This is a genomic window from Labilibaculum sp. K2S (genome assembly GCF_030372765.1).
Lineage (GTDB): Bacteria > Bacteroidota > Bacteroidia > Bacteroidales > Marinifilaceae > Labilibaculum.
Window position 1 is genome coordinate 156859 of record NZ_JAUCMW010000009.1, and the last position, 19356, is coordinate 176214.

Below are 19356 nucleotides of genomic sequence, written 5' to 3' on the forward strand. Positions count from 1 at the left end.
TGATTTTAATGTGAAAAGCTATCTGTTTTATTCAGCATCAATCAATCTTTTATTAGTTTTGTATAGACCCAATAAAAATAAGATGACAAAAAAAATACTATTACTCGCCTTTATCCTTTTGCCACTGTTAAACTTTGCACAGCAAATTAACAAAACCGACGAGTTGGGCAACAAGCAAGGTGTATGGGAAAAATCGCACGCCAATGGCAGGCTTAACTATTCCGGAACTTTTAAAGATAATTACCCGATTGGAGAAATGAAACGTTATCACGACAACGGCAATTTAAAAGCTGAATTATTTTTTACCAATGAAGGACAAAAAGCGAGAGCCATTCTTTACAATGAATCTGCCGGATTAATTGCAAAAGGAAATTTCATACAATCGAAAAAGGATAGTATTTGGCTGTATTTCGATAAGAATAAAAACATCCGCGCCAGCGAAACATTTACTAAGGGAATAAAAAATGGTGAAAGTGTGTACTACTTTAAAAACGGCAAACCTGCCGAGACTCTTAGCTTCCTAAATGGCAAACGACATGGGATTTGGAAACGTTATTTTGAAAATGGAAAAACATATTTGGAGGCGAATTACAACTCCGGAAATTTAGATGGCATCACTCAATCGTACTTCCCAAATGGAGTGATCGAATTTAGCGGCACTTACAAAAACAACAGGCGCGACGGGAAATGGTATTTTTATTCTGAAAAAGGGGAGCTTCTTTTCAATATAGAATACAAAAACGGCATTGCCGCCAATCAGGATGAACTGGATAGTATCCAACAGAAAAAATTAGAGGATATGGAAAAACAAAAGGATCATTTGGTTGATCCGGAAAATTTTGTTGATGATCCGGATTCTTATCTCCGATCGCAAATGAGATAAACACCAGCATATTTGCCATTCTCCGAAACACAACTTCATTAATTATAAGTAGATGAGCCAAAAAGGAATCAGTCTTTTTCAACTGAATCAACAAATAAAAAATATCCTTTCCGATACATTTACTTCGGGCGTTTGGATTGTGGCTGAAATTAGTGAACTGCGTTACAATCAAAACGGACATTGTTATCTGGAACTGGTAGAAAAAGATGAAAACAGCGATCAGATTATTGCGAAAGCAAAAGCTACCATTTGGTCGTATACCTTTCGAATGCTGAAGCCTTACTTCGAAACAACAACAGGTCAGTCTTTTTCGTCAGGAATAAAAGTATTGGTAAATGTAAGTGTTGAGTTTCAGGAAATTTATGGCTTCTCTTTAAATATTAAAGACATTGACCCTACCTACACTTTGGGTGATATGGCCAGACGAAGAAAAGAAATTATTGCACGGCTGGATGAAGAAGGTGTGTTGGAAATGAACAAGGAACTGGATTTTCCTGAGATTCCAAAATGCATTGCCATCATCTCCTCGCCTACAGCTGCAGGCTACGATGACTTCACAAATCAGCTCGACAACAACTCATTCGGCTACAAATTTCACTACAAATTGTTTCCGGCTATTATGCAGGGAAATAATGCCGAAGAATCGATAATTGCTGCTCTCGATAAAATAAATGAGTACGAAGATGTATTTGATGTTGCCGTGATTATTCGTGGTGGCGGCTCGCAGGCAGATTTGAATTGTTTTGACAGCTATTGGCTGGCTTTTAACATTGCTCAATTTCCATTGCCTGTAATTTCGGGTATCGGACACGAAAGAGATGAAACGATTGTTGATTTGGTGGCTCATACCAAAGTAAAAACACCAACTGCTGCTGCCGAATTCTTAATTGATTGTTTCGACGAATGCAGAGAATATCAGAATAATTTACGGGAGCAATTTTTAGAAGAGGTGAATGAAGTTCTTTTATCGTCATCGGAAAAACTGGTTCATTTAACCAACAAATTCTCGCCCATGGTGAGTCAGATACTGGAACGGAAATCGAATCAGCTGAGTGCAGCTAAACTGAGACTGAAAACTGCCGGTACTCATTTGCTGGGCAATCAATTTCATTATCAGCAAAGATTGAATTCACAATTTCAGCATTCTACAGAACGAAGAATCGAAAATCAAAAAATGCTTATCAATCAGTTGCAAATAAAACTTAAAACCAAGATTAAGAGACAGATTGAGCAACAGAAACACCATCTTTCATTATTCGGGCAATCGGTAAAATATCTTAATCCTGATCATATTCTGAAAAAAGGATATACCTTAAGTTTGAAAGAAGGAAAAATTATAAAGGATATTGATCAGCTATCGCCCCAAGACATTATTGAAACCCGGTTTGCCAACGGAAGCGTTGAAAGTCAGGTTCAAAAAATCAACCGGAAAAAGAAAACGACTAAATTAAATACTAATGGCTAAAAAAAAGACAAGCTACCGCGATGCAATTACCGAAATTGAAGAAACCATTGCTTCCATCGAAAATGACGAGCTGGATGTGGATGATTTATCCGATAAGGTAAAACGGGTTTCGGAACTTCTTGTAATTTGCAAGGAGAAACTTCACAATACCGAAAAAGAAGTTGAGAAAATTTTAAATGAGATGGATGAATAAATTACTGCTTGTTTTCATGGTTTCCTTATTGGGAATTTCTTGTGAGGCTCAAAAACCTGAGACGAATAAATTGCAGACTTATGTAGATGAATTTGTATCGGACAGCTGTTTTTATTCGGCCGGAATAGGAATTGTAGTCTCGGATGTGAAAACAGGTGAAAATTTAGCAACGAACCAAGCTCACTTGGCCTTGGTTCCCGCATCAACACAAAAATTAATTACTACGGCGGCATCCTTGGAAATTTTAGGAAGCAATTACCAGTTTACAACTAAAATTGAAACCGACGGAGAACTTCTTAAAAACGGAACTCTTGCCGGGAACCTGATTGTAAAAGGTTTTGGAGATCCCACACTGGGATCGAAATATTTTGAGAATGAAAAACCGATTGAGCAACAGATTGCAGAGAAAATTAAGGCTCTTGGCATTCGGAAAATTCAAGGAAAAATACTGGCTGACGACTCTTATATTGAAGCCAAAATACCAACAACATGGATCTGGGAAGATATCGGAAATTATTACGGTGCAATTCCCAACGGACTTAGCTTTCATGATAATATGTACAGTCTGTTCTTTTCATCGGGAAAAGCCGTCACTGCAACACAATTGATAAAAACAGAACCACAAAACACAGGATTGATTTTCGACAATCAGGTAATCAGCTCGGTTGTAAATCGCGACTTGGCCTATATTTTTGGCGGAAACACCAGCAATCATCGAAGAATTGAAGGCAGTATTCCGCAAAACAGATCTCAATTTGAAGTAAAAGGCGCCCTTTTGCAGCCAAAAAACAGTTTAATCGAATCCCTGAATCAATCGTTTCTGCAAGTAGGAATCTCAATAGAAAACAAAGTTGTTCCGGCTAAAGAAAGAAGTTTGCTTCTTAATCTGAATTCTCCGGAGCTAAAAGATATTGTAAGCCTTACCAATCAAAAAAGCATCAATCTGTTTGCCGATCATCTGCTTTTCGAAATTGGTGCAAAAGAATCAGGAAAGGCAAGCTGGGAAAACGGGATTGAAGCGGTTAAAAATTTCTGGAATCAAAAAGGTCTTCCCACAAAATACCTGTCGCTGTATGATGGTTGCGGACTCTCCCACTTCAACGCTGTTTCTGCAAACTTTTTCGATCAGGTTTTAAGAATCATGTATCAGAGCAGGTATTCAAATGAGTTTAGCTCTTCATTGCCTGTTGCCGGAATATCTGGGACTTTAAAATCGTTTGGCAGGAATAGTGATCTGCAAGGGAACTGGAAAGCTAAAACCGGCTCGATGACTGGTGTGAGAACTTATTGCGGCTACTTAAAAACAAAAACGGGAAAAGAATACTCTGTAACCATTCTGATTAATAATTATATCTGTTCATCTTCTGCTTTAAATATTAAACTTTTAACTCTTTTAAATCATCTTTATAATTCTTAACTTCAGATTGCATCTGTTTACTGATCCCAATTTGATGTTATGAGAATTTTAAAGAAGTACTTACCTATTGTATTCCTTGTTCTGGTTTTCTGTTTTAAGGGACTTTCCTCTAACCAGAAAGATATCCTGGTATTAAATTCCTATCACAATGGCTTAAGCTGGACCGACTCCATCGTATCGAGTATCAAGCGAGAACTTTCAACGGAATCATCCTATTCTGTTTACATAGAGGATATGGATACAAAAAGGTATTTCTCGCAAAACTATTTGAATGTACTTGCCAATTTTTACAAGGAAAAATATAAGGAAAAAAAAATCGACCTAATTATATCAACAGACAACAACGCTTACGATTTTTTGTTGAAATACAAGGATCAGGTCTTTGGCTCAGTACCTGTATTGTTTTGTGGTTTGAACTCAATTATTGGCATTCCGAAAGGATATAGCGGAGTTTTCGAAAATATGAATTTTTGTTCTACCATTCATCTCATTAAGAAAAATCACCCAAAGTTTTCAGAACTTGTTATCGTCAGCGACAAAACCACCACAGGAAAAGTCATGGCACAATTGGTTGAAAATGACATCAAAAACATGAAAAAACTGATTCGCTACAGAATCATTCAACCTGATAACATGCAGCATCTTCAAAGAGAACTCTCCTCGTTGGATGAAAATTCGATTGTTTTATATCTGCTTTACAATAGAGACTCTGAAGGGAAGTATTATACGTACGAAAATAGTTTTAGAGAAGTAATACCTTATTGCAAGGTGCCAATTTACAGTATTTGGGATTTTTACATGGATCAAGGCGCTGTTGGGGGCTCATTAATTACCGGTAGAAATCAAGGAAAACAAGTTTCCGAAATGGCAAAACGAGTCCTTTCAGGTACTCGTATAGATGACATTCCTTCCCAGAAGGCAAAATACGAGAATTGTTTTGACTACAAACAACTAAAACATTTTAATATAGACAGATCGAAACTCCCTAAAGATTCCCGAATTATAAATGAACCATCCAATTTTGTCCGCGAAAATAAAGAAATTGTTATTCTAACCCTAACAGTATTGATTCTACTGACAGTTATTATCATTGTGATGACGGTTAATATGCATTTACGGAAGGTTCGTGCTCAAAAAGAAAAAGCTCATTTGCTGGAAATAAAAGCCAATCATGAAGAACTGAAAATTGCTAAGGAAGCTGCTGAGGAATCAAGTAGGCTGAAATCGGCATTTTTGGCTAATATGTCGCACGAAATCCGAACTCCAATGAATGCAATTTTAGGCTTTACGGATCTTTTAGCCACTGATGATGTAGTAAAAGAAAAACGTACCCGTTTTATCTCAATTATTCAAAGAAATACGAAACACTTGCTTCGCTTAATTAGTGATATATTGGACATCTCAAAAATTGAGACCAATCAATTAAAGATTGTAAAAAATAAATGCATACTGGATAATCTGTTCGTAAATCTGAATGAAATCTACGAAACCATATTGGACTTGCATGATAATAAAAAACTTTCCATTATAACCACAATCCCCGATGATAAAAGCATCACTGAATTCAATACTGACACAATGCGTTTGGTTCAAATTTTCAACAACCTGATCGAAAATTCAATAAAGTTTACCAGCATAGGAACAATTGAAATTGGATATGATATTAAAGGAGACTTCCTGCGGTTTTTTGTGAAAGATACAGGAATAGGGATATCTGAAGACAAACAAAAAATTATTTTCGACCGTTTTCGGCAGGCTGATTTAAATGCAGATACAAGGAGATATGGAGGTACCGGATTGGGATTGGCAATTAGTAAAAGCCTCGTCGAATTATTAGGAGGCGAAATCTGGTTTACCTCGAAACTTGATGAAGGAACTACCTTTTACTTCACCATTCCATTCTAAAAATAAAGGCGGACATCTCTGTCCGCCTGCTATATCTTAATCAATTTCTTCTTAAAAGAAATAGTACAAACCTACCGAAATTCTAGTATTTCCTACCCAATGAGTATTCTCAACTTCTGCTTTCTCAGTAATGTCGCCATAAGCAGCCGCAGTATATTCTACCTCAAGCTCCATTTTTAAATTCTCGAAACGTTTCGAAACCCGTGGTGCAATGCGATACAATTCTCCAATGTCACTTCCCCGGCTATAAATCATACTTGTAATAACCTTATCATCAGCACCCATATTTTTTGAATAACCGGCATGTAAGGCCAACTCAAAATTATTTTTAATGTAAGAAACATCAGCCCATGTTCCTAAAACCTTTATTCCTGTATAACTGGCCTCGTTGGTCATAGGATTTAAACTTTTCGCTGCATATCCACCTAACATTAACACATCGGTTAAGTTGGTTCCATAAGTAGTTTGAGTCTTAAAAGTAATTGGTTTTAAATTCAACTTATAATATGCAACCAATGCCCACGAAGAAAGTGTTTCATCATTCTTCCATCTCATTAAATCATTTCCAGAACCAGTTGTACTTGTTAAAGATGGTTTGATATTTTTAAACTCGGCACTAAGTCCCAGCAGATGTTTTCCTACATAATAATGAACCTGTCCTTGAAGAATAGGTAATCCTGAATTTCTTAGATACTTATTACTCGCTCCGTCGGGGCCTGTACTTGTGTAATCACGCTCCGAAGAAATAGCAGCCAACAATTTCCAATGCTCTGTTCTGTAAGTTAAACGCATCTGAGGATTACGTGCAAATGCTTTAAATGGTAATCCGGCATTGGCACCAACAGTCTCTGGGAATACTTCATCTACGAATAAAGGAGACCATGTTTGTCCAATCAACAGGGAAGTCTTCCCCCAATTTAAATTCACATAAGCGTGACGTAAACGCATTCCATTGACATCCGATTCAGCATTGCCGATAAACTCAGCTTCCAATAAACCGTTGGTCTTCGCTCCTAAAATTTCCGGACCTGTAATCTTTGCATTTACACGCGACTGAATAACAGCCAAATTATAAACACCGCCTTTGTTCATGTCCTTTCCGGCAGCATCCAAATCTTCATCTTGTGGGTAAAGTAATATGAATCCCTCCCGGGCACTAACCGTCTGACGGGTATCGTAGGTAAATAAAGAGTGCACATAGCCTCCAAATTTAACAGAAATCTCTTGTTTTTTCTCTTGTGCTTTACCTGTAGGAATGCCAACACAAAAAAGCATTAAAAGTAGTAGGTAGTTAATTTGTTTCATAGATCTTATTAGTTTTTTGCACCGCAAAGATATACAGGAATATTCGTTTCTAAGGATATTATAAAACAGCTTTTCATTCACGTATCCAGAACAAAAGAACATCAAAATAAAATCACAGAAACAACTATTTATCAGATAGATCTATCAATACTCCTGATAAACAATTAACGGACCTCCTTCAAATTCAATTCGGAAACTGTCCCCCATCGATTCATTTAGGGTTCCTTGATTCATCAACTCCAGCTTTTGCTCTGTTAATGCATATCGTAAGTTGGCTGTAGAAATTAGAGTCTCCGTGTTTGGAGAAAATATTGAAACTTGCTGACGAGTGTAACTGTCGAAGTTTTTTGAACGAAGAATAGGTGTAAAACAACCATAATTGGTAAGCATTTTCACACGAATTTTTTTTGCGTATTGCGGCAGTAAAAACACATTTCCAATCATATGATCGTCACGCTGTCCGGTTGCTCCAACAATAATAACTTGAGAAAATTTATTTTCCAGGCACCAATTAATGGCTTTGGTTAAATCATTACTATCCTGATTGGCAAAATGGTGAATGATATCGCGGTATTTCCATTTCATTTCCGGATTTAAAGAATCCAGATCACCTACAATTGCGAAAGGCTCAATTCCCGCTTCATCCAATTTATTGATTGCACCATCGCAGCAAACAATATATTTTGAGGATTTTAATTCGTTTAAAGGAATTTTGTGTATAGGGAATGAGCCATTAGCCAGAATTACCGCTTTCTTTTGCATGCTTATTAATCTAAATCTTTCAGAATTTGAATTTTACAAACACAAAAGTAACTATTCATGGGAAATTGCTTCAGTATAAAGCATATCTTTTTTCCATTGGATATATCCCACCACCGCCAAAACAGTATAAAAGAAGAAAAGAACAGAGGTTGGATACAGTCCTTTATAGATATACAAGCCCAAAGAAACCGCATTTACAATTACCCAAACCAGCCATTGTTCCAATATTTTCCGCGCCAGCATCCAGGTAGCAACAATACCCAAGGCTGTTGTGAAAGCATCCCAATATGGAATAGAAGCATCAGTATAGGCCACCAATATATACGAGATAACAGCATAGATTAACATACTGACTCCAAAAAGAATCAAAAATAATTCCTTGGATAATTTAATGACCGGAAGTTCTTTTTGACCAGCTTCTTTCGACCAAACAATCCAACCGTAAATACTAATAAATACATAGTAGAATTGAAGAGACATGTCTGCATACAACTTGGCAATAAAAAACACATAGATGTACATTGCAGAGGTGAGCAAACCCACAGGCCACAACCATTTATTCTGCTTGATTTCAAGATAAAGAAAGATTAAACCGGCAATGGTCCCAATTATTTCAATAATATTATCAACAATCCAATTCATTTATGAAGCATATTAAAAAAAACACCAGATTCTATGCAAGATAGAAACCGGTGTTCTGTATATCAAATAATTAAAATCTAAATGTTAATCCTGCCATGAAATTTGTTCCTGCCTGAGGGAAATATGCTTTCCAAGTTCCAGGAGTCCCATCTAAACCCTCGTTGTGTTCACCATAAGCATTGTTCTCATATTCTTTATCAAACAAATTATTGATCTGAACATTGAAAGCAATTTCTTTCATCCATTTTGGTTGAACGGTGTACTCGAAGCGTAGGTTGTTTACTAAATAAGCATCAATTTTACGATCATCGTTTGATGTGTTATCGAAAAACTGCTCGCCTACATATTTGCTAATAAAGCTAACACCCAACCCTTTTGCAGGAGTCCAACTTAGAATACTGCTACCCACTACTTTCGGAGAATAACTGATATCAGTCTCACCTAGCTTTATAGCTTTCACATCAACTTCATGCCAATTTTCATCAATCACACCTACATAATCTGTAAAATCTTTAATCTTATTTCGACTTAAAGTCAGATTAGCATCCCACTTCAAATTAGGAAGAAGCTGCACACCTCCAATAAACTCAATGCCGGCACGATAACTCTTATCAACATTCGTCATAATTGCAGAACCTACATTATTCCTTTCACCAGTTGCAACCAACTGATCATGATAATACATGTAGTAAATATTTACCCCAAATGTCGCTTTCGCAGATTTAAAATTATAACCTAATTCATAATCAAATAAAGACTCTGAACTTGGTAATTTTGTAATGTCTTCTTTAGCATCCTTAAAGTTAGTACGTGTTGGCTCACGATGAGCCAAACCAAAAGATAGGTAGACATTATTTCTATCGTTAATTGTATAAAACAATCCCATTTTAGGATTGAAGAAATCAAATTTATGATCTTGAACCAATGGCTTCAAATCATCATCAATTCCATCCATCTCGTACGAAATATGACGATACTGAACATCACCATATGCATTCAATTGATCACTCAATTCAAGATTGACTTTTGCAAAAGCATTGTAGTCTGTTTTTTTACCATTATTTAAATACCACTGGTAATCATTTATTATACCACCATTTTTGGCCCAAAGTATATTTCCAAAATGATCTCCATCATAATGATTCCAAGCACCACCTAATGAAGCATCTACACTGTTCTTCTTATAATTTAAAGAATATGTAAATCCATAAAAGTCATTCTTCAGCCATTTTTGACGAGTTAAATCTGTAGTACTTACCTCTTCTGCGCCATACTTTGGATTACTTAACCCATATTCTGCATAGCTTTCATCCGCCTTGTATTGCTCATAAAACCCTTTCCCCTTGGTGTAATGCAAAGCTGCATTCATATTCAAAGCTGAATTCAACTCCTGAGAATAAAACAACTGGTAATGAGTCTGCTTGTAATTATCGGTTTGATTATCGTAGAATTTCGTATTGCCATCTTTATCCTTATACTTCCCAGCTGGGTTGTATTTTCTACCTTTGCCATCCATATCATCATTTCCCCACCAGGAAATACCTGTTTTCTGATCGCCACTCATCACATTAAATTTCACCATGCTTTTTTCTGTATAGTAAGTTCCACTAACAAAAAAAGATTCGTGATCCGAAAATGCACGATCAACAAAACCATCTGATTTTAAACGGGAATAACGAGCATCAAAACTAAACTTGCCATCAATTAGTCCAGTTCCTACTTTTACCGTATTCCTAAACGTATTATAAGAACCTGCAACACTTTGCACCTCTGCATAAGGATCAGCATTAATAGTTTCTGTCTGAAAATTAATGGTAGCACCAAAAGCAGCAGAACCATTAGTTGATGTTCCTACTCCCCGTTGAATTTGAATGTTATTTACCGAAGACGAAAAATCGGGCATATTTACCCAAAAAACACCTTGTGATTCTGAATCATTCAAAGGAACACCATTAATCGTTACATTAATGCGGGTAGCATCTGTTCCTCGAATTCTCAAGGAAGAATAACCAACACCATTACCTGATTCTGAAGCCTCAACCAATGAAGGCGTTAAACTTAACTGATAAGGAATATCTTGTCCTGTATTCTGCCTTTTTACATCATCCCCGGAGAGATTTGTAACAGCAACCGGAACCTTATTCCCCGCACGGGTAGCAGCAACAAGAACCTCATCGGCCATAATGGCAGATGCTTCCAAATTAAAGTCAATTTCTTCTGACTTACTCAGCTTCACTTCTTTTTGAGCACTTTCATAACCCAAAAATGAAACCACAAAACTGTAGTTTCCTTCTTTTAAATTCTGAAACCTGTATGTACCATTCGAACTGGCAACGGTTCCTAAATAAGTTCCTTTTACTGCGATTGTGGCACCCGGGAGTGCTTTTCCTGCTTGATCGGTAACTTTACCAGTTAAGGTAAGTTGAGAGAATCCGATAAAACATACAAATTGCAATAAAATTAACACTGCTGCTCTGCACAAAACACAGTTCATCTTTCTTGTAAACATTGTTTATAAGTTAAAACGTTAATAATATATTGCAATGAGGTTGTAAATAAGATCAGGTTGGCGAAAAGTTAATTCGCAATTTTCCCTACGCCGGCATTATCCGGATCAGGTTTAAAGGGTATGATCTCAGCCTGTTATTTAAGGCACCCCACTGTGATTTTGCGTCAAAGATAATCGGAAATAGTTCAAAAACAAAAGAGCCGGCTAAATGCCGACTCTTTCTAAAACCTAAACTTTCATTTTTCCAACCCTATTTAATTGATTCAGGCGCACTAACGCCCAAAACATCTTTTATCGCTTTTACAAATGTTTCTTTTGGTAAAGCTCCCTGTGCCATTGTTGGTTTGCCTCTAACAGGAATAAACAAAAAACTTGGTATACTTTTAATTCCAAATGCTCTGGAAACCATTGGTGATTTATCGGTGTCAACTTTGTAAATTTGAATGTCCTGGCCATATTCCTTTTGAAGCTCCTCAAGCACAGGCGCAACACGTTTACACGGACCACACCATGTTGCATAAAAATCAACGATTACAGGTTTATCCCCTTTAAAATTCCATTCTTTACTATTTGCAAAATCAAATACCTTTTCCTTAAAACTATTATCATCCAAGTGAATGACTTCATTTGCTGCCTGGGAAAATGCACTTAAGTTTATCATTGCTACAAACAATGCAAAAAATATTTTTTTCATGTGTCTAAATTTGTTTTTTATTGCCACATGGAACTCGCCAACTTAGTCATCCTCATGTGTGAGAAAAGTCTTCTCATGGCTCGTTTCATCTTTGTTTCTTTACAGAGGTAACCCAACAAAAGAACAACCCCTCGTTCAACTTCTTTTTTTATTATTACTCTCTTACAAAAATGATACTTTTTTCAGAACCATCATTATTATCCCGGAGCTTTAACAAAACTTTAAGTTTCAAACATTATTTACCTACACCAAGAACCTCGGAAAACGCCTGCTTAAAGGATTCTTTTGACATAGCACCCTGTGACATCTGTGGTTGGCCATCTGTAGGAATAAACAACAAAGACGGAATGCTTTGAATTCCAAACATTGATGCTAATTCACGTTCTTTTTCTGTGTCAATCTTGTAAATATCCAGATTATCGCCATACTCTTCCTGTAATTCCTCTAAAATAGGAGCAACAGCTTTACATGGACCACACCAATCCGCATAAAAATCAACCAAACAAGGTCGGTTACCTTCAAATTTCCAATCTTTATTTTGTTCGAAATTGAATACTTTCGCTTTAAATGTTTCTACTGTCAAATGTTCTACCATAACCTTCAATATTAAAATAATACAATCATTTTACATGTATAAATATACATATTTATATCTTACAATTTGTATGCCAAATTCAAAATTTGCTTGTTTTTATAGATTCCATCTAAATAATTGTAATTTTGTCAGCGCAATGAATCAGGGATTTATGAATTTAGGCACCTGAAACACATGATTTAGAGTAAACTGTTTGAAAAAAAGTAAAGTGAAAGAACATTTAAAACATCCTATATTTTCAATTATTTCCAAAATTGTAACCCGTGAAAATCTAGAGAGTTATGTAATTGGTGGGTTTGTAAGAGATTTATTTTTACAACGAGGATCTAAAGATATTGATATTGTAGTTATTGGCAGTGGTATCGAACTTGCCAAAAAAGTAGCAAAAGAAGCCGGCGTATCAAAAGTTTCTGTTTTTAAGAACTATGGAACGGCAATGCTAAAGTATAAAGATCTGGAAATTGAATTTGTTGGTGCCAGAAAAGAATCTTACAATCGGGATTCCAGAAACCCTATTGTTGAAGACGGTACGCTCGAAGACGATCAAAAAAGAAGAGATTTCACAATTAATGCTCTGGCTCTTAGCCTGCACCAAGATAATTTTGGAGAGTTGCTCGATCCATTTGATGGAATTAATGATTTAAATAATAAAATCATTAAAACACCAATGGAACCAATAATAACATTCTCTGATGATCCTTTGCGAATGATGAGGGCAATACGTTTTGCAACTCAACTTAACTTCACAATATCGAAGGAAACTCTTGAAGCTATTCGTACCAATAAGGATCGAATTGATATCATCACTAAGGAAAGAATTATCGAGGAATTAAATAAGATAATTCTTTCAGACAAACCTTCTATCGGATTTAAGTTACTGGATGAAACAGGCTTGTTAAGATTAATATTTCCCGAATTTGTTAGACTAAAAGGACGGGAAACCAGAAAAGGAATCAGTCATAAAGACAATTTCTACCATACTCTTGAGGTACTGGATCAATTAACACCAAAATCCAATAATCTTTGGCTGCGATGGTCGGCTTTGCTGCACGATATTGCCAAACCGAATACCAAGAGATTTGTGGATGGAATTGGATGGACGTTTCATGCTCATAATTTTATTGGTGAGAAAATGGTACCCGGTATATTTAAGAAAATGAAATTGCCCTTGAACGAGAAAATGAAATTTGTTCAGAAAATGGTGCTTCTTCATATGCGTCCCATTGTATTGGCTCAAGAGGTTGTAACCGATTCTGCAATTCGCAGATTGCTATTTGATGCCGGCGATGATGTAGATGAACTAATGAAGTTATGCGAAGCCGATATCACTTCTAAAAATGAAGAAAAAGTGAAAAAGTTTCTCGATAATTTTCAATTGGTACGAAGGAAACTAAAAGAGGTAGAGGAAAAGGATTCTGTGCGTAACTTTCAGCCACCAATTGATGGACAGGAAATTATTGATATTTTTAATTTATCGCCATGCAGGATAATTGGAGATATTAAAATGGCAATAAAAGAGGCTATTCTTGATGGAGATATTCCCAATGAACATGATGCAGCCTATCAATTTATGCTGAAAAAAGGAAAAGAACTGGGGCTTGAACCCATAAGAAAAACCAACAAAAATGAGCCTTTGGATTAGTCCAAAGGTTTTTTTTTGACCTTAATAACTTTTTCGTGCTAAACAGCATCATAAAATAAAGCAATAATATCTATTTTTGCAGCCTGAAAAAAAAATAGAAAACAACCCACTTATAAAGTATTCAGGAATGGCGTACGTTGACAATACAATGATAATCAGAAGAGATCTTCTGGCAAGAATGGCAGATCTTTTTAATGAAGGGAAATTGATGGAAGGACTTGATAGAATTCCTCTTGAAATGGCTCCTCGCAGAAGCCCTAAATCTGATCGTTGCTGTATTTTTAAAGAACGTGTAATCATTAAAGAAAAATTGATTCCTCTATTAGGCTTCGATTTAGATGAATATACAGATGAGCTTAAAACTCTGGCTTCGTATGCTGAAGAAGCACTTGAAAGAAAAAATCCAATAAATAAAATATTAACGGTTGTTGACGAAGCATGTACTTCTTGTGTAAAAAACAGTTACATCGTAACCAATCTTTGTAAAGGTTGTGTTGCTCATCCGTGTATGATGAACTGTCCTAAGGAATCCATCAGCTGGAATGCAAACGGTCAGGCTCAAATCAATCCAAAAACTTGTATTAATTGTGGTATTTGCATGAGTGTTTGCCCTTATCATTCCATTATATACATGCCTGTACCATGCGAAAATGCTTGTCCTGTTGGCGCTATCACCAAGGATGAGTATGGTATCGAACGAATCGATGAAGATAAATGTATTGATTGTGGCAAATGCATTACGGCTTGTCCTTTTGGTTCAATCATGGAGAATTCTCAAATAATCGATGTGATGAAATCCATAAAAAAGGAAGAGGAAGAAACCATTGCCATTGTTGCTCCTGCTGTTCTTGGACAATTCCATTCTAAAATAGAGAATGTTTTGGGAGGAATCAAGAAATTGGGTTTTACAGATGTAATAGAAGTGGCTAAAGGTGCAAATGTAACTACTGAAAATGAAGCCGACGAATTACTGGAACGTCTAGGAGCTAAAGCCCCTTTTATGACAACTTCCTGCTGTCCTGCTTATGTTTCTGCTGTAGACAAGCATATACCCGAAATGAAAAAATACATTTCGCATACCAAGAGTCCGATGTATTATGCAGCAGAAATTGCCCGAGCAAAATATCCAAAGGCAAAAATTGTATTTATTGGGCCATGTATTGCCAAACGCCGGGAAGGAATGAATGATCCGAACGTAGATTACGTAATGACATTTGAAGAATTATCGGCTCTTTTTAAAGGTTGGAAAGTTGAGATGGAAATGGAAAATACAATAAATCTTGACAAAAGCATCTTAAATCACGGAAGAGCTTACGCCGCAAGTGGTGGTGTGGCACAATCGGTACTTGAACTTAAGCCTTACGTTAACATTAAACCTGTAATTGTAAATGGTCTTGACAAAAAGAAGATTAATATGCTTAAGGCATTTGCTAAAACAGGTAAAACAAGTGGTAATTTTATTGAGGTAATGGCTTGCGAAGGTGGTTGCATTTCCGGTCCAAGTTCGAATTTCGATCCGAAAACGGGTAGTAAATTATATGAAAAAAATCTTGCAGATATTATTTCTGCAGAATAAATAAATTACTAAAATGGTTGCCAATATCAATTGACAACCATTTTTATTTTCTCCACAAATCAAGAATAATAGGAAGATGGTCGCTAAAACCATCATTAAATTTATATCCTACAAAGCTCCTAAAAGGTTTTTCACCGAAATAAGTATTATCAGTTTCCAATAAGAATTCGGGTTTAAAAAGACTCATATTATCTGGATCGCAATACAAAAATCCAGACTTATTAAGCAAAGCTCCTGATACAATGAATTGATCGAGCATTCCCCATTTTCCTTGATATTTATGACTTCCAATTCCTGTTTTATTTAAAAATGGATAAGCCAAATTGTATAATTTATGATCGCAAAACTCTTTCTCCGGAGATAAAGCATTCAGTTCTGTTTGTAAAGATCTGTTGTCCGGATAATCATTAAAATCGCCCATTATTATAATCAAGGCATTGCCGTTATGATTAAAAATTTCAGATACTTTTCCTTTCAACAAATGTGATGCTGATATTCTTCTATTCTCGGACTCCAGCTGGCCTCCCCAACGTGAAGGCCAGTGATTTACAAAGACATGCAAAGTATCATCTGTATTTGTTTTCCCCTTTACATAGAGAATTTCCCGAGTAGTTGAGATTGAATCTCCCTCGTAAATCAATTTGAGAAAAGTCGTATCGATGGGATGAAACGTTTCAGGCTGATAAATTAATGCCACATCTATCCCTCTCCTGTCCGGCGATTCGCGATGAATAATTTGATATCCTGCATTGTTCAGATATCCAATTTTAAATAAACCATCTAAAACAAATCGGTTCTCAACCTCGCAGAGTCCAATTAAATCGGGAAACTCCCAACCTCCAGCTGCTAATATCACTTTGGCAACCTTTTGTGATTTTTTCTGATATTTTTCCCATGTCCAATTCCGCTCTCCCCTTGGAAGAAATTCATTATCCAACGTAAGGCTGTCATCAAAACAATCAAAGAGATTCTCAACGTTATAGAACATCAGTCTAAAATCACCTCTTATTCCTTCCTCCGATCCATCGATAACAGATTGTGCCAAACTAATTCTCGCACACAAGAACAGGCAAATGATTAGGATTAGAGAAAACTTCATATTATTTAATTTCTGAAAATTCGTAACAACCCATATCCGGGGCAACATCATTATCTCTGCGATTACCTGCCAAATCAAAAAGGTAGGTCGATATGAATTCAATACTCCCCTTATTTATAACTGGTGATTGCTCACTCAAGCTAAAATTAAGCTCTTCCAAATCAAGAAAATCAGGATCTTCATTAAACAAACATTCGGTAAATATTGAAGCATAATTAGTCCGGGCTGAATTGCCCAATTTTAAAAGTGAATTCTGAACAGAAACATGTTCGGGTGTTTCGAATTCCAACTCGTCAGATCTATTCCCATACAGAATACAATTTCTGATTGTCAAGCCTTTTTCACCAGGACCATCGTAAGATATAATTGCTCTCGAGCGAGCAGAAAAAAACCACGAATTATAGAAAGTTGAATGAGATATCAGACAGGAGCCGTCCTCTTTTAACCGAATACATTCCTCGCCACAATTACTAATCAGCATATCATGAGCTGCAATAGTGGAATTTAAAGCAAATAATCCCTTCCCCGTAAAATTCCGAATAATTCCATACTCTATTAAAATTGGATTGTTATCCAATATGGTTTTAGGAAAACTTAATCCATTAATGCCGTTTTCGAGAATAAAATGACTAAGAAGGTGAGTTGTACTTCCATCGTAAAAGTAGATTCCATTCCACTGGCCGGGAACATTTTCGTACAATTCCTCTAATCGTGAACTTCCAAAATAAACAGGTTTTTGAAAACTTCCTCTCACCTCAAAATTGCCCTTAACATGCAGTGCTGCATTCTTTCTAAAATAAACCCTTGTTCCCTCATTAACTATCAGGTCAACACCTTCATCAATCCAAACAGGCTTCGTAATAAGATAAGGACGATCATCAGTCCAAACAGTATTATTTTTGATGTCCGCATTAACTATATAAACATCTTGTGCAAAAGTCTCTAAAATCACTTCCTGCACCCGCCCATTCATCTCAAACTTCAATTGGTCTTCCAATAACCGTGGAGTATCCTCATTTTTTGTTTCAAGACTTACCTCAACAAAAATAAAAAGGCTGTCTTTCGCATCCAGCTTAATATCTATTAAATCATTCGACTGAATTCCATTCACATTCAGCCGATATGCTGATTCTGAATTTTGAAGGTATAAGTGCGAGATATTAATTGTATTGGAGGAGGTATTCTTCACCTTTAATTGCTTGGTTGTTGAACCGAATCCAGTGAATAAGGTGTCAAATGAAACGGTATCCGTTGAAAATGACAATTTAAAATTTGGATCGGTCGTAAAATTATCATCTTCGTCGCAGGAAATAATTGTGAGTGAGATGACAACAAAAAAAAGAAGACGATAGAAATGCATAGCTTACTTGTTTAAATCGAACTTGAAGATATAAAAAATCCGGTATTTTATGTAAAAATACCGGATTCAAGTTCTTCTAAAATTTCTTAAAAGAAGATATAACTTTTGCTGTTTCTCTTGTAACGTGAGGTTTTTGTTTTACTAAAATTTCGATCAGCAGCTCTTCTTTCTCTCAATCTACTCTCCCTCTTCATTTTATTTGGAATGTTGAAATTGAATTTTAGGTGTTTTATCTCATAATTGTAACAGTTCCCTTCATTGGTTTTTCATCATCTATTTTGATGACATAATAATACGAACCAATCGGTAAATTACCATTTCCATCGGTTCCTTTCCAAGGTGTTCCCTTATATTCATTTCCCGAACCACTGAACTTATAAACTACTTTACCCCATCGATCATATATCACAATTTTCAATTTTTGTACCAATCCAACTCGTTCAATACGCCAGCTATCATTAAAGCCATCAGCATTCGGAGTAAAAGCTCTAAGAAGGTTTTCTTCCCAATAATTCAATATTATTGCTTTCTGTCCTATATCAGCAGAATTTACACTGCATCCATTAGCATGATCAATTACCTCAACACTGTATTCGCCCGGATATTTAACCTCTATACCTGAAGTAATTTCCCCTGTAGACCAAATATAACCTGCATTTCCCTTAGTAATTGCTGTGGCATTAATTATAATACTTTCAGCAGAGGATAAACTACCTGAAAGTGGCGAAAGTGAAACTATAGGAACAGCTACATCTTCTGTAATAAGTATTGGATCAGAAAGCACATTGCATTGGAGATTTTCATCTGAAACTTCAACTGTATACGCCCCTTCTTCTCCATTTCCTATCTCTAAAAAAGAAGCCATTTCCCCGGAGATTAAATCATTATCTTTAAACCATTTGTAATGAACCTCCCCTTGTACTTTCGCTCTCGCTGTCAAATCAATATTCTTTACACCGCAGGTTAATTCTGTTGCTGAAGAACTTAGTTCAACATCTTCCACAATGGTAAATACATCTACATTTTGTGCAACTCTACTGCTATTGCCATTGCCATCATCAAATATCCAGTAGACAACATAACTGCCTTCGGTGTTATAAGTCAACGGATCCAATGTAGTTCCCTGTATCTCTCCTGCACAATTGTCGTTTGCTGTTGGTACTGCAAGACTAAGGGTACACATAGCCCTTACATCATCCAAAACCGGAGCGGTGGGAGCCGTTACATCATCAATAATTACATTTTGAGGAACCATGATGCTGTTCCCGTTGCCATCATCAAAAGTCCAATTAATAACATGAATTCCCTG

At 36.2% G+C, this 19356-nt stretch carries 16 protein-coding genes and 1 riboswitch; of the genes, 7 read left to right on the plus strand and 9 right to left on the minus strand.

The genetic code is table 11. The annotated features are described in order from the left end of the window. Window positions 1-82: 82 nt before the first annotated feature. From QUH73_RS12270 to QUH73_RS12290, 5 genes are read left to right on the plus strand one after another with little or no spacing between them, the layout of a single operon-like run. Entirely contained in the window at window positions 83-883 is an 801-nt protein-coding gene (locus QUH73_RS12270) for a toxin-antitoxin system YwqK family antitoxin (protein WP_289530729.1), read from the plus strand. Between the two features lie 52 nt (window positions 884-935). Then, window positions 936-2348 (plus strand): exodeoxyribonuclease VII large subunit, encoded by a 1413-nt coding sequence (gene xseA / locus QUH73_RS12275; protein WP_289530730.1) that lies wholly within the window; start codon window positions 936-938, stop codon window positions 2346-2348. Next, on the plus strand, window positions 2341-2541 hold the full coding sequence (gene xseB / locus QUH73_RS12280) for an exodeoxyribonuclease VII small subunit (protein ID WP_101259469.1): 201 nt from the start codon (window positions 2341-2343) through the stop codon (window positions 2539-2541). The genes xseA and xseB overlap by 8 nt, the downstream gene beginning before the upstream one ends. Continuing rightward, entirely contained in the window at window positions 2534-3958 is a 1425-nt protein-coding gene (gene dacB, locus QUH73_RS12285; protein WP_289530731.1) for a D-alanyl-D-alanine carboxypeptidase/D-alanyl-D-alanine endopeptidase, read from the plus strand. The genes xseB and dacB overlap by 8 nt, the downstream gene beginning before the upstream one ends. 39 nt (window positions 3959-3997) lie before the next feature. Further along, window positions 3998-5863, plus strand: a complete 1866-nt coding sequence (locus QUH73_RS12290; RefSeq protein WP_289530732.1) for a sensor histidine kinase — start codon at window positions 3998-4000, stop codon at window positions 5861-5863. A 51-nt stretch (window positions 5864-5914) separates the two neighbouring features. On the opposite strand, the gene QUH73_RS12295 is transcribed toward QUH73_RS12290, so the two are convergent. The 6 genes from QUH73_RS12295 to trxA (QUH73_RS12320) all read right to left on the minus strand — a co-directional run bounded on the left by QUH73_RS12295 (window position 5915) and on the right by trxA (QUH73_RS12320) (window position 12370). Then, entirely contained in the window at window positions 5915-7168 is a 1254-nt protein-coding gene (locus tag QUH73_RS12295) for a hypothetical protein (RefSeq protein ID WP_289530733.1), read from the minus strand. Window positions 7169-7312: 144 nt separating this feature from the next. Continuing rightward, a complete protein-coding gene (locus QUH73_RS12300) occupies window positions 7313-7930 on the minus strand; it encodes a thiamine diphosphokinase (RefSeq protein ID WP_289530734.1) in 618 nt (205 codons plus the stop codon). Between the two features lie 51 nt (window positions 7931-7981). Beyond that, the gene (gene pnuC / locus QUH73_RS12305) at window positions 7982-8572 is read right to left on the minus strand and encodes a nicotinamide riboside transporter PnuC (protein ID WP_289530735.1); all 591 of its coding nucleotides are present in this window, start codon (window positions 8570-8572) and stop codon (window positions 7982-7984) included. Between the two features lie 70 nt (window positions 8573-8642). Continuing rightward, window positions 8643-11081: a TonB-dependent receptor gene (locus tag QUH73_RS12310; protein ID WP_289530736.1), complete on the minus strand. Its 2439-nt coding sequence runs from the start codon at window positions 11079-11081 to the stop codon at window positions 8643-8645. Window positions 11082-11145: 64 nt separating this feature from the next. Beyond that, a riboswitch (TPP riboswitch) is annotated at window positions 11146-11242 on the minus strand. Between the two features lie 89 nt (window positions 11243-11331). Then, the gene (gene trxA, locus QUH73_RS12315; protein ID WP_289530737.1) at window positions 11332-11775 is read right to left on the minus strand and encodes a thioredoxin; all 444 of its coding nucleotides are present in this window, start codon (window positions 11773-11775) and stop codon (window positions 11332-11334) included. Window positions 11776-12010: 235 nt separating this feature from the next. Continuing rightward, window positions 12011-12370, minus strand: coding sequence for a thioredoxin (gene trxA / locus QUH73_RS12320; protein ID WP_289530738.1), 360 nt, complete (start codon window positions 12368-12370; stop codon window positions 12011-12013). A gap of 208 nt (window positions 12371-12578) precedes the next feature. Here trxA (QUH73_RS12320) and QUH73_RS12325 point away from each other — a divergent pair, with 208 nt between their 5' ends. Beyond that, entirely contained in the window at window positions 12579-14012 is a 1434-nt protein-coding gene (locus QUH73_RS12325; protein ID WP_289530739.1) for a CCA tRNA nucleotidyltransferase, read from the plus strand. Between the two features lie 127 nt (window positions 14013-14139). Beyond that, window positions 14140-15588, plus strand: coding sequence for a monomeric [FeFe] hydrogenase (locus tag QUH73_RS12330; RefSeq protein WP_289530740.1), 1449 nt, complete (start codon window positions 14140-14142; stop codon window positions 15586-15588). A 43-nt stretch (window positions 15589-15631) separates the two neighbouring features. Here the strand turns inward: QUH73_RS12330 and QUH73_RS12335 are convergent, their stop codons facing one another. The 3 genes from QUH73_RS12335 to QUH73_RS12345 form a co-directional block, all read right to left on the minus strand. Next, window positions 15632-16687 (minus strand): endonuclease/exonuclease/phosphatase family protein, encoded by a 1056-nt coding sequence (locus QUH73_RS12335; protein WP_289530741.1) that lies wholly within the window; start codon window positions 16685-16687, stop codon window positions 15632-15634. 1 nt (window position 16688) lies between these two features. Then, window positions 16689-18047: a choice-of-anchor Q domain-containing protein gene (locus QUH73_RS12340; protein WP_289530742.1), complete on the minus strand. Its 1359-nt coding sequence runs from the start codon at window positions 18045-18047 to the stop codon at window positions 16689-16691. A gap of 229 nt (window positions 18048-18276) precedes the next feature. Continuing rightward, window positions 18277-19356, minus strand: a 1080-nt coding sequence (locus tag QUH73_RS12345) for a gliding motility-associated C-terminal domain-containing protein (RefSeq protein ID WP_289530743.1), incomplete at its 5' end; no start/stop codon positions are given.

Coding starts and splice junctions, on each gene's coding strand:
- QUH73_RS12270 (WP_289530729.1), top strand. CDS start 83: ATGACAAAAAAAATACTATTACTCGCCTTTATCCTTTTGCCACTGTTA.
- xseA (WP_289530730.1), top strand. CDS start 936: ATGAGCCAAAAAGGAATCAGTCTTTTTCAACTGAATCAACAAATAAAA.
- xseB (WP_101259469.1), top strand. CDS start 2,341: ATGGCTAAAAAAAAGACAAGCTACCGCGATGCAATTACCGAAATTGAA.
- dacB (WP_289530731.1), top strand. CDS start 2,534: ATGAATAAATTACTGCTTGTTTTCATGGTTTCCTTATTGGGAATTTCT.
- QUH73_RS12290 (WP_289530732.1), top strand. CDS start 3,998: ATGAGAATTTTAAAGAAGTACTTACCTATTGTATTCCTTGTTCTGGTT.
- QUH73_RS12295 (WP_289530733.1), bottom strand. CDS start 7,168: ATGAAACAAATTAACTACCTACTACTTTTAATGCTTTTTTGTGTTGGC.
- QUH73_RS12300 (WP_289530734.1), bottom strand. CDS start 7,930: ATGCAAAAGAAAGCGGTAATTCTGGCTAATGGCTCATTCCCTATACAC.
- pnuC (WP_289530735.1), bottom strand. CDS start 8,572: ATGAATTGGATTGTTGATAATATTATTGAAATAATTGGGACCATTGCC.
- QUH73_RS12310 (WP_289530736.1), bottom strand. CDS start 11,081: ATGTTTACAAGAAAGATGAACTGTGTTTTGTGCAGAGCAGCAGTGTTA.
- trxA (WP_289530737.1), bottom strand. CDS start 11,775: ATGAAAAAAATATTTTTTGCATTGTTTGTAGCAATGATAAACTTAAGT.
- trxA (WP_289530738.1), bottom strand. CDS start 12,370: ATGGTAGAACATTTGACAGTAGAAACATTTAAAGCGAAAGTATTCAAT.
- QUH73_RS12330 (WP_289530740.1), top strand. CDS start 14,140: ATGGCGTACGTTGACAATACAATGATAATCAGAAGAGATCTTCTGGCA.
- QUH73_RS12335 (WP_289530741.1), bottom strand. CDS start 16,687: ATGAAGTTTTCTCTAATCCTAATCATTTGCCTGTTCTTGTGTGCGAGA.
- QUH73_RS12340 (WP_289530742.1), bottom strand. CDS start 18,047: ATGCATTTCTATCGTCTTCTTTTTTTTGTTGTCATCTCACTCACAATT.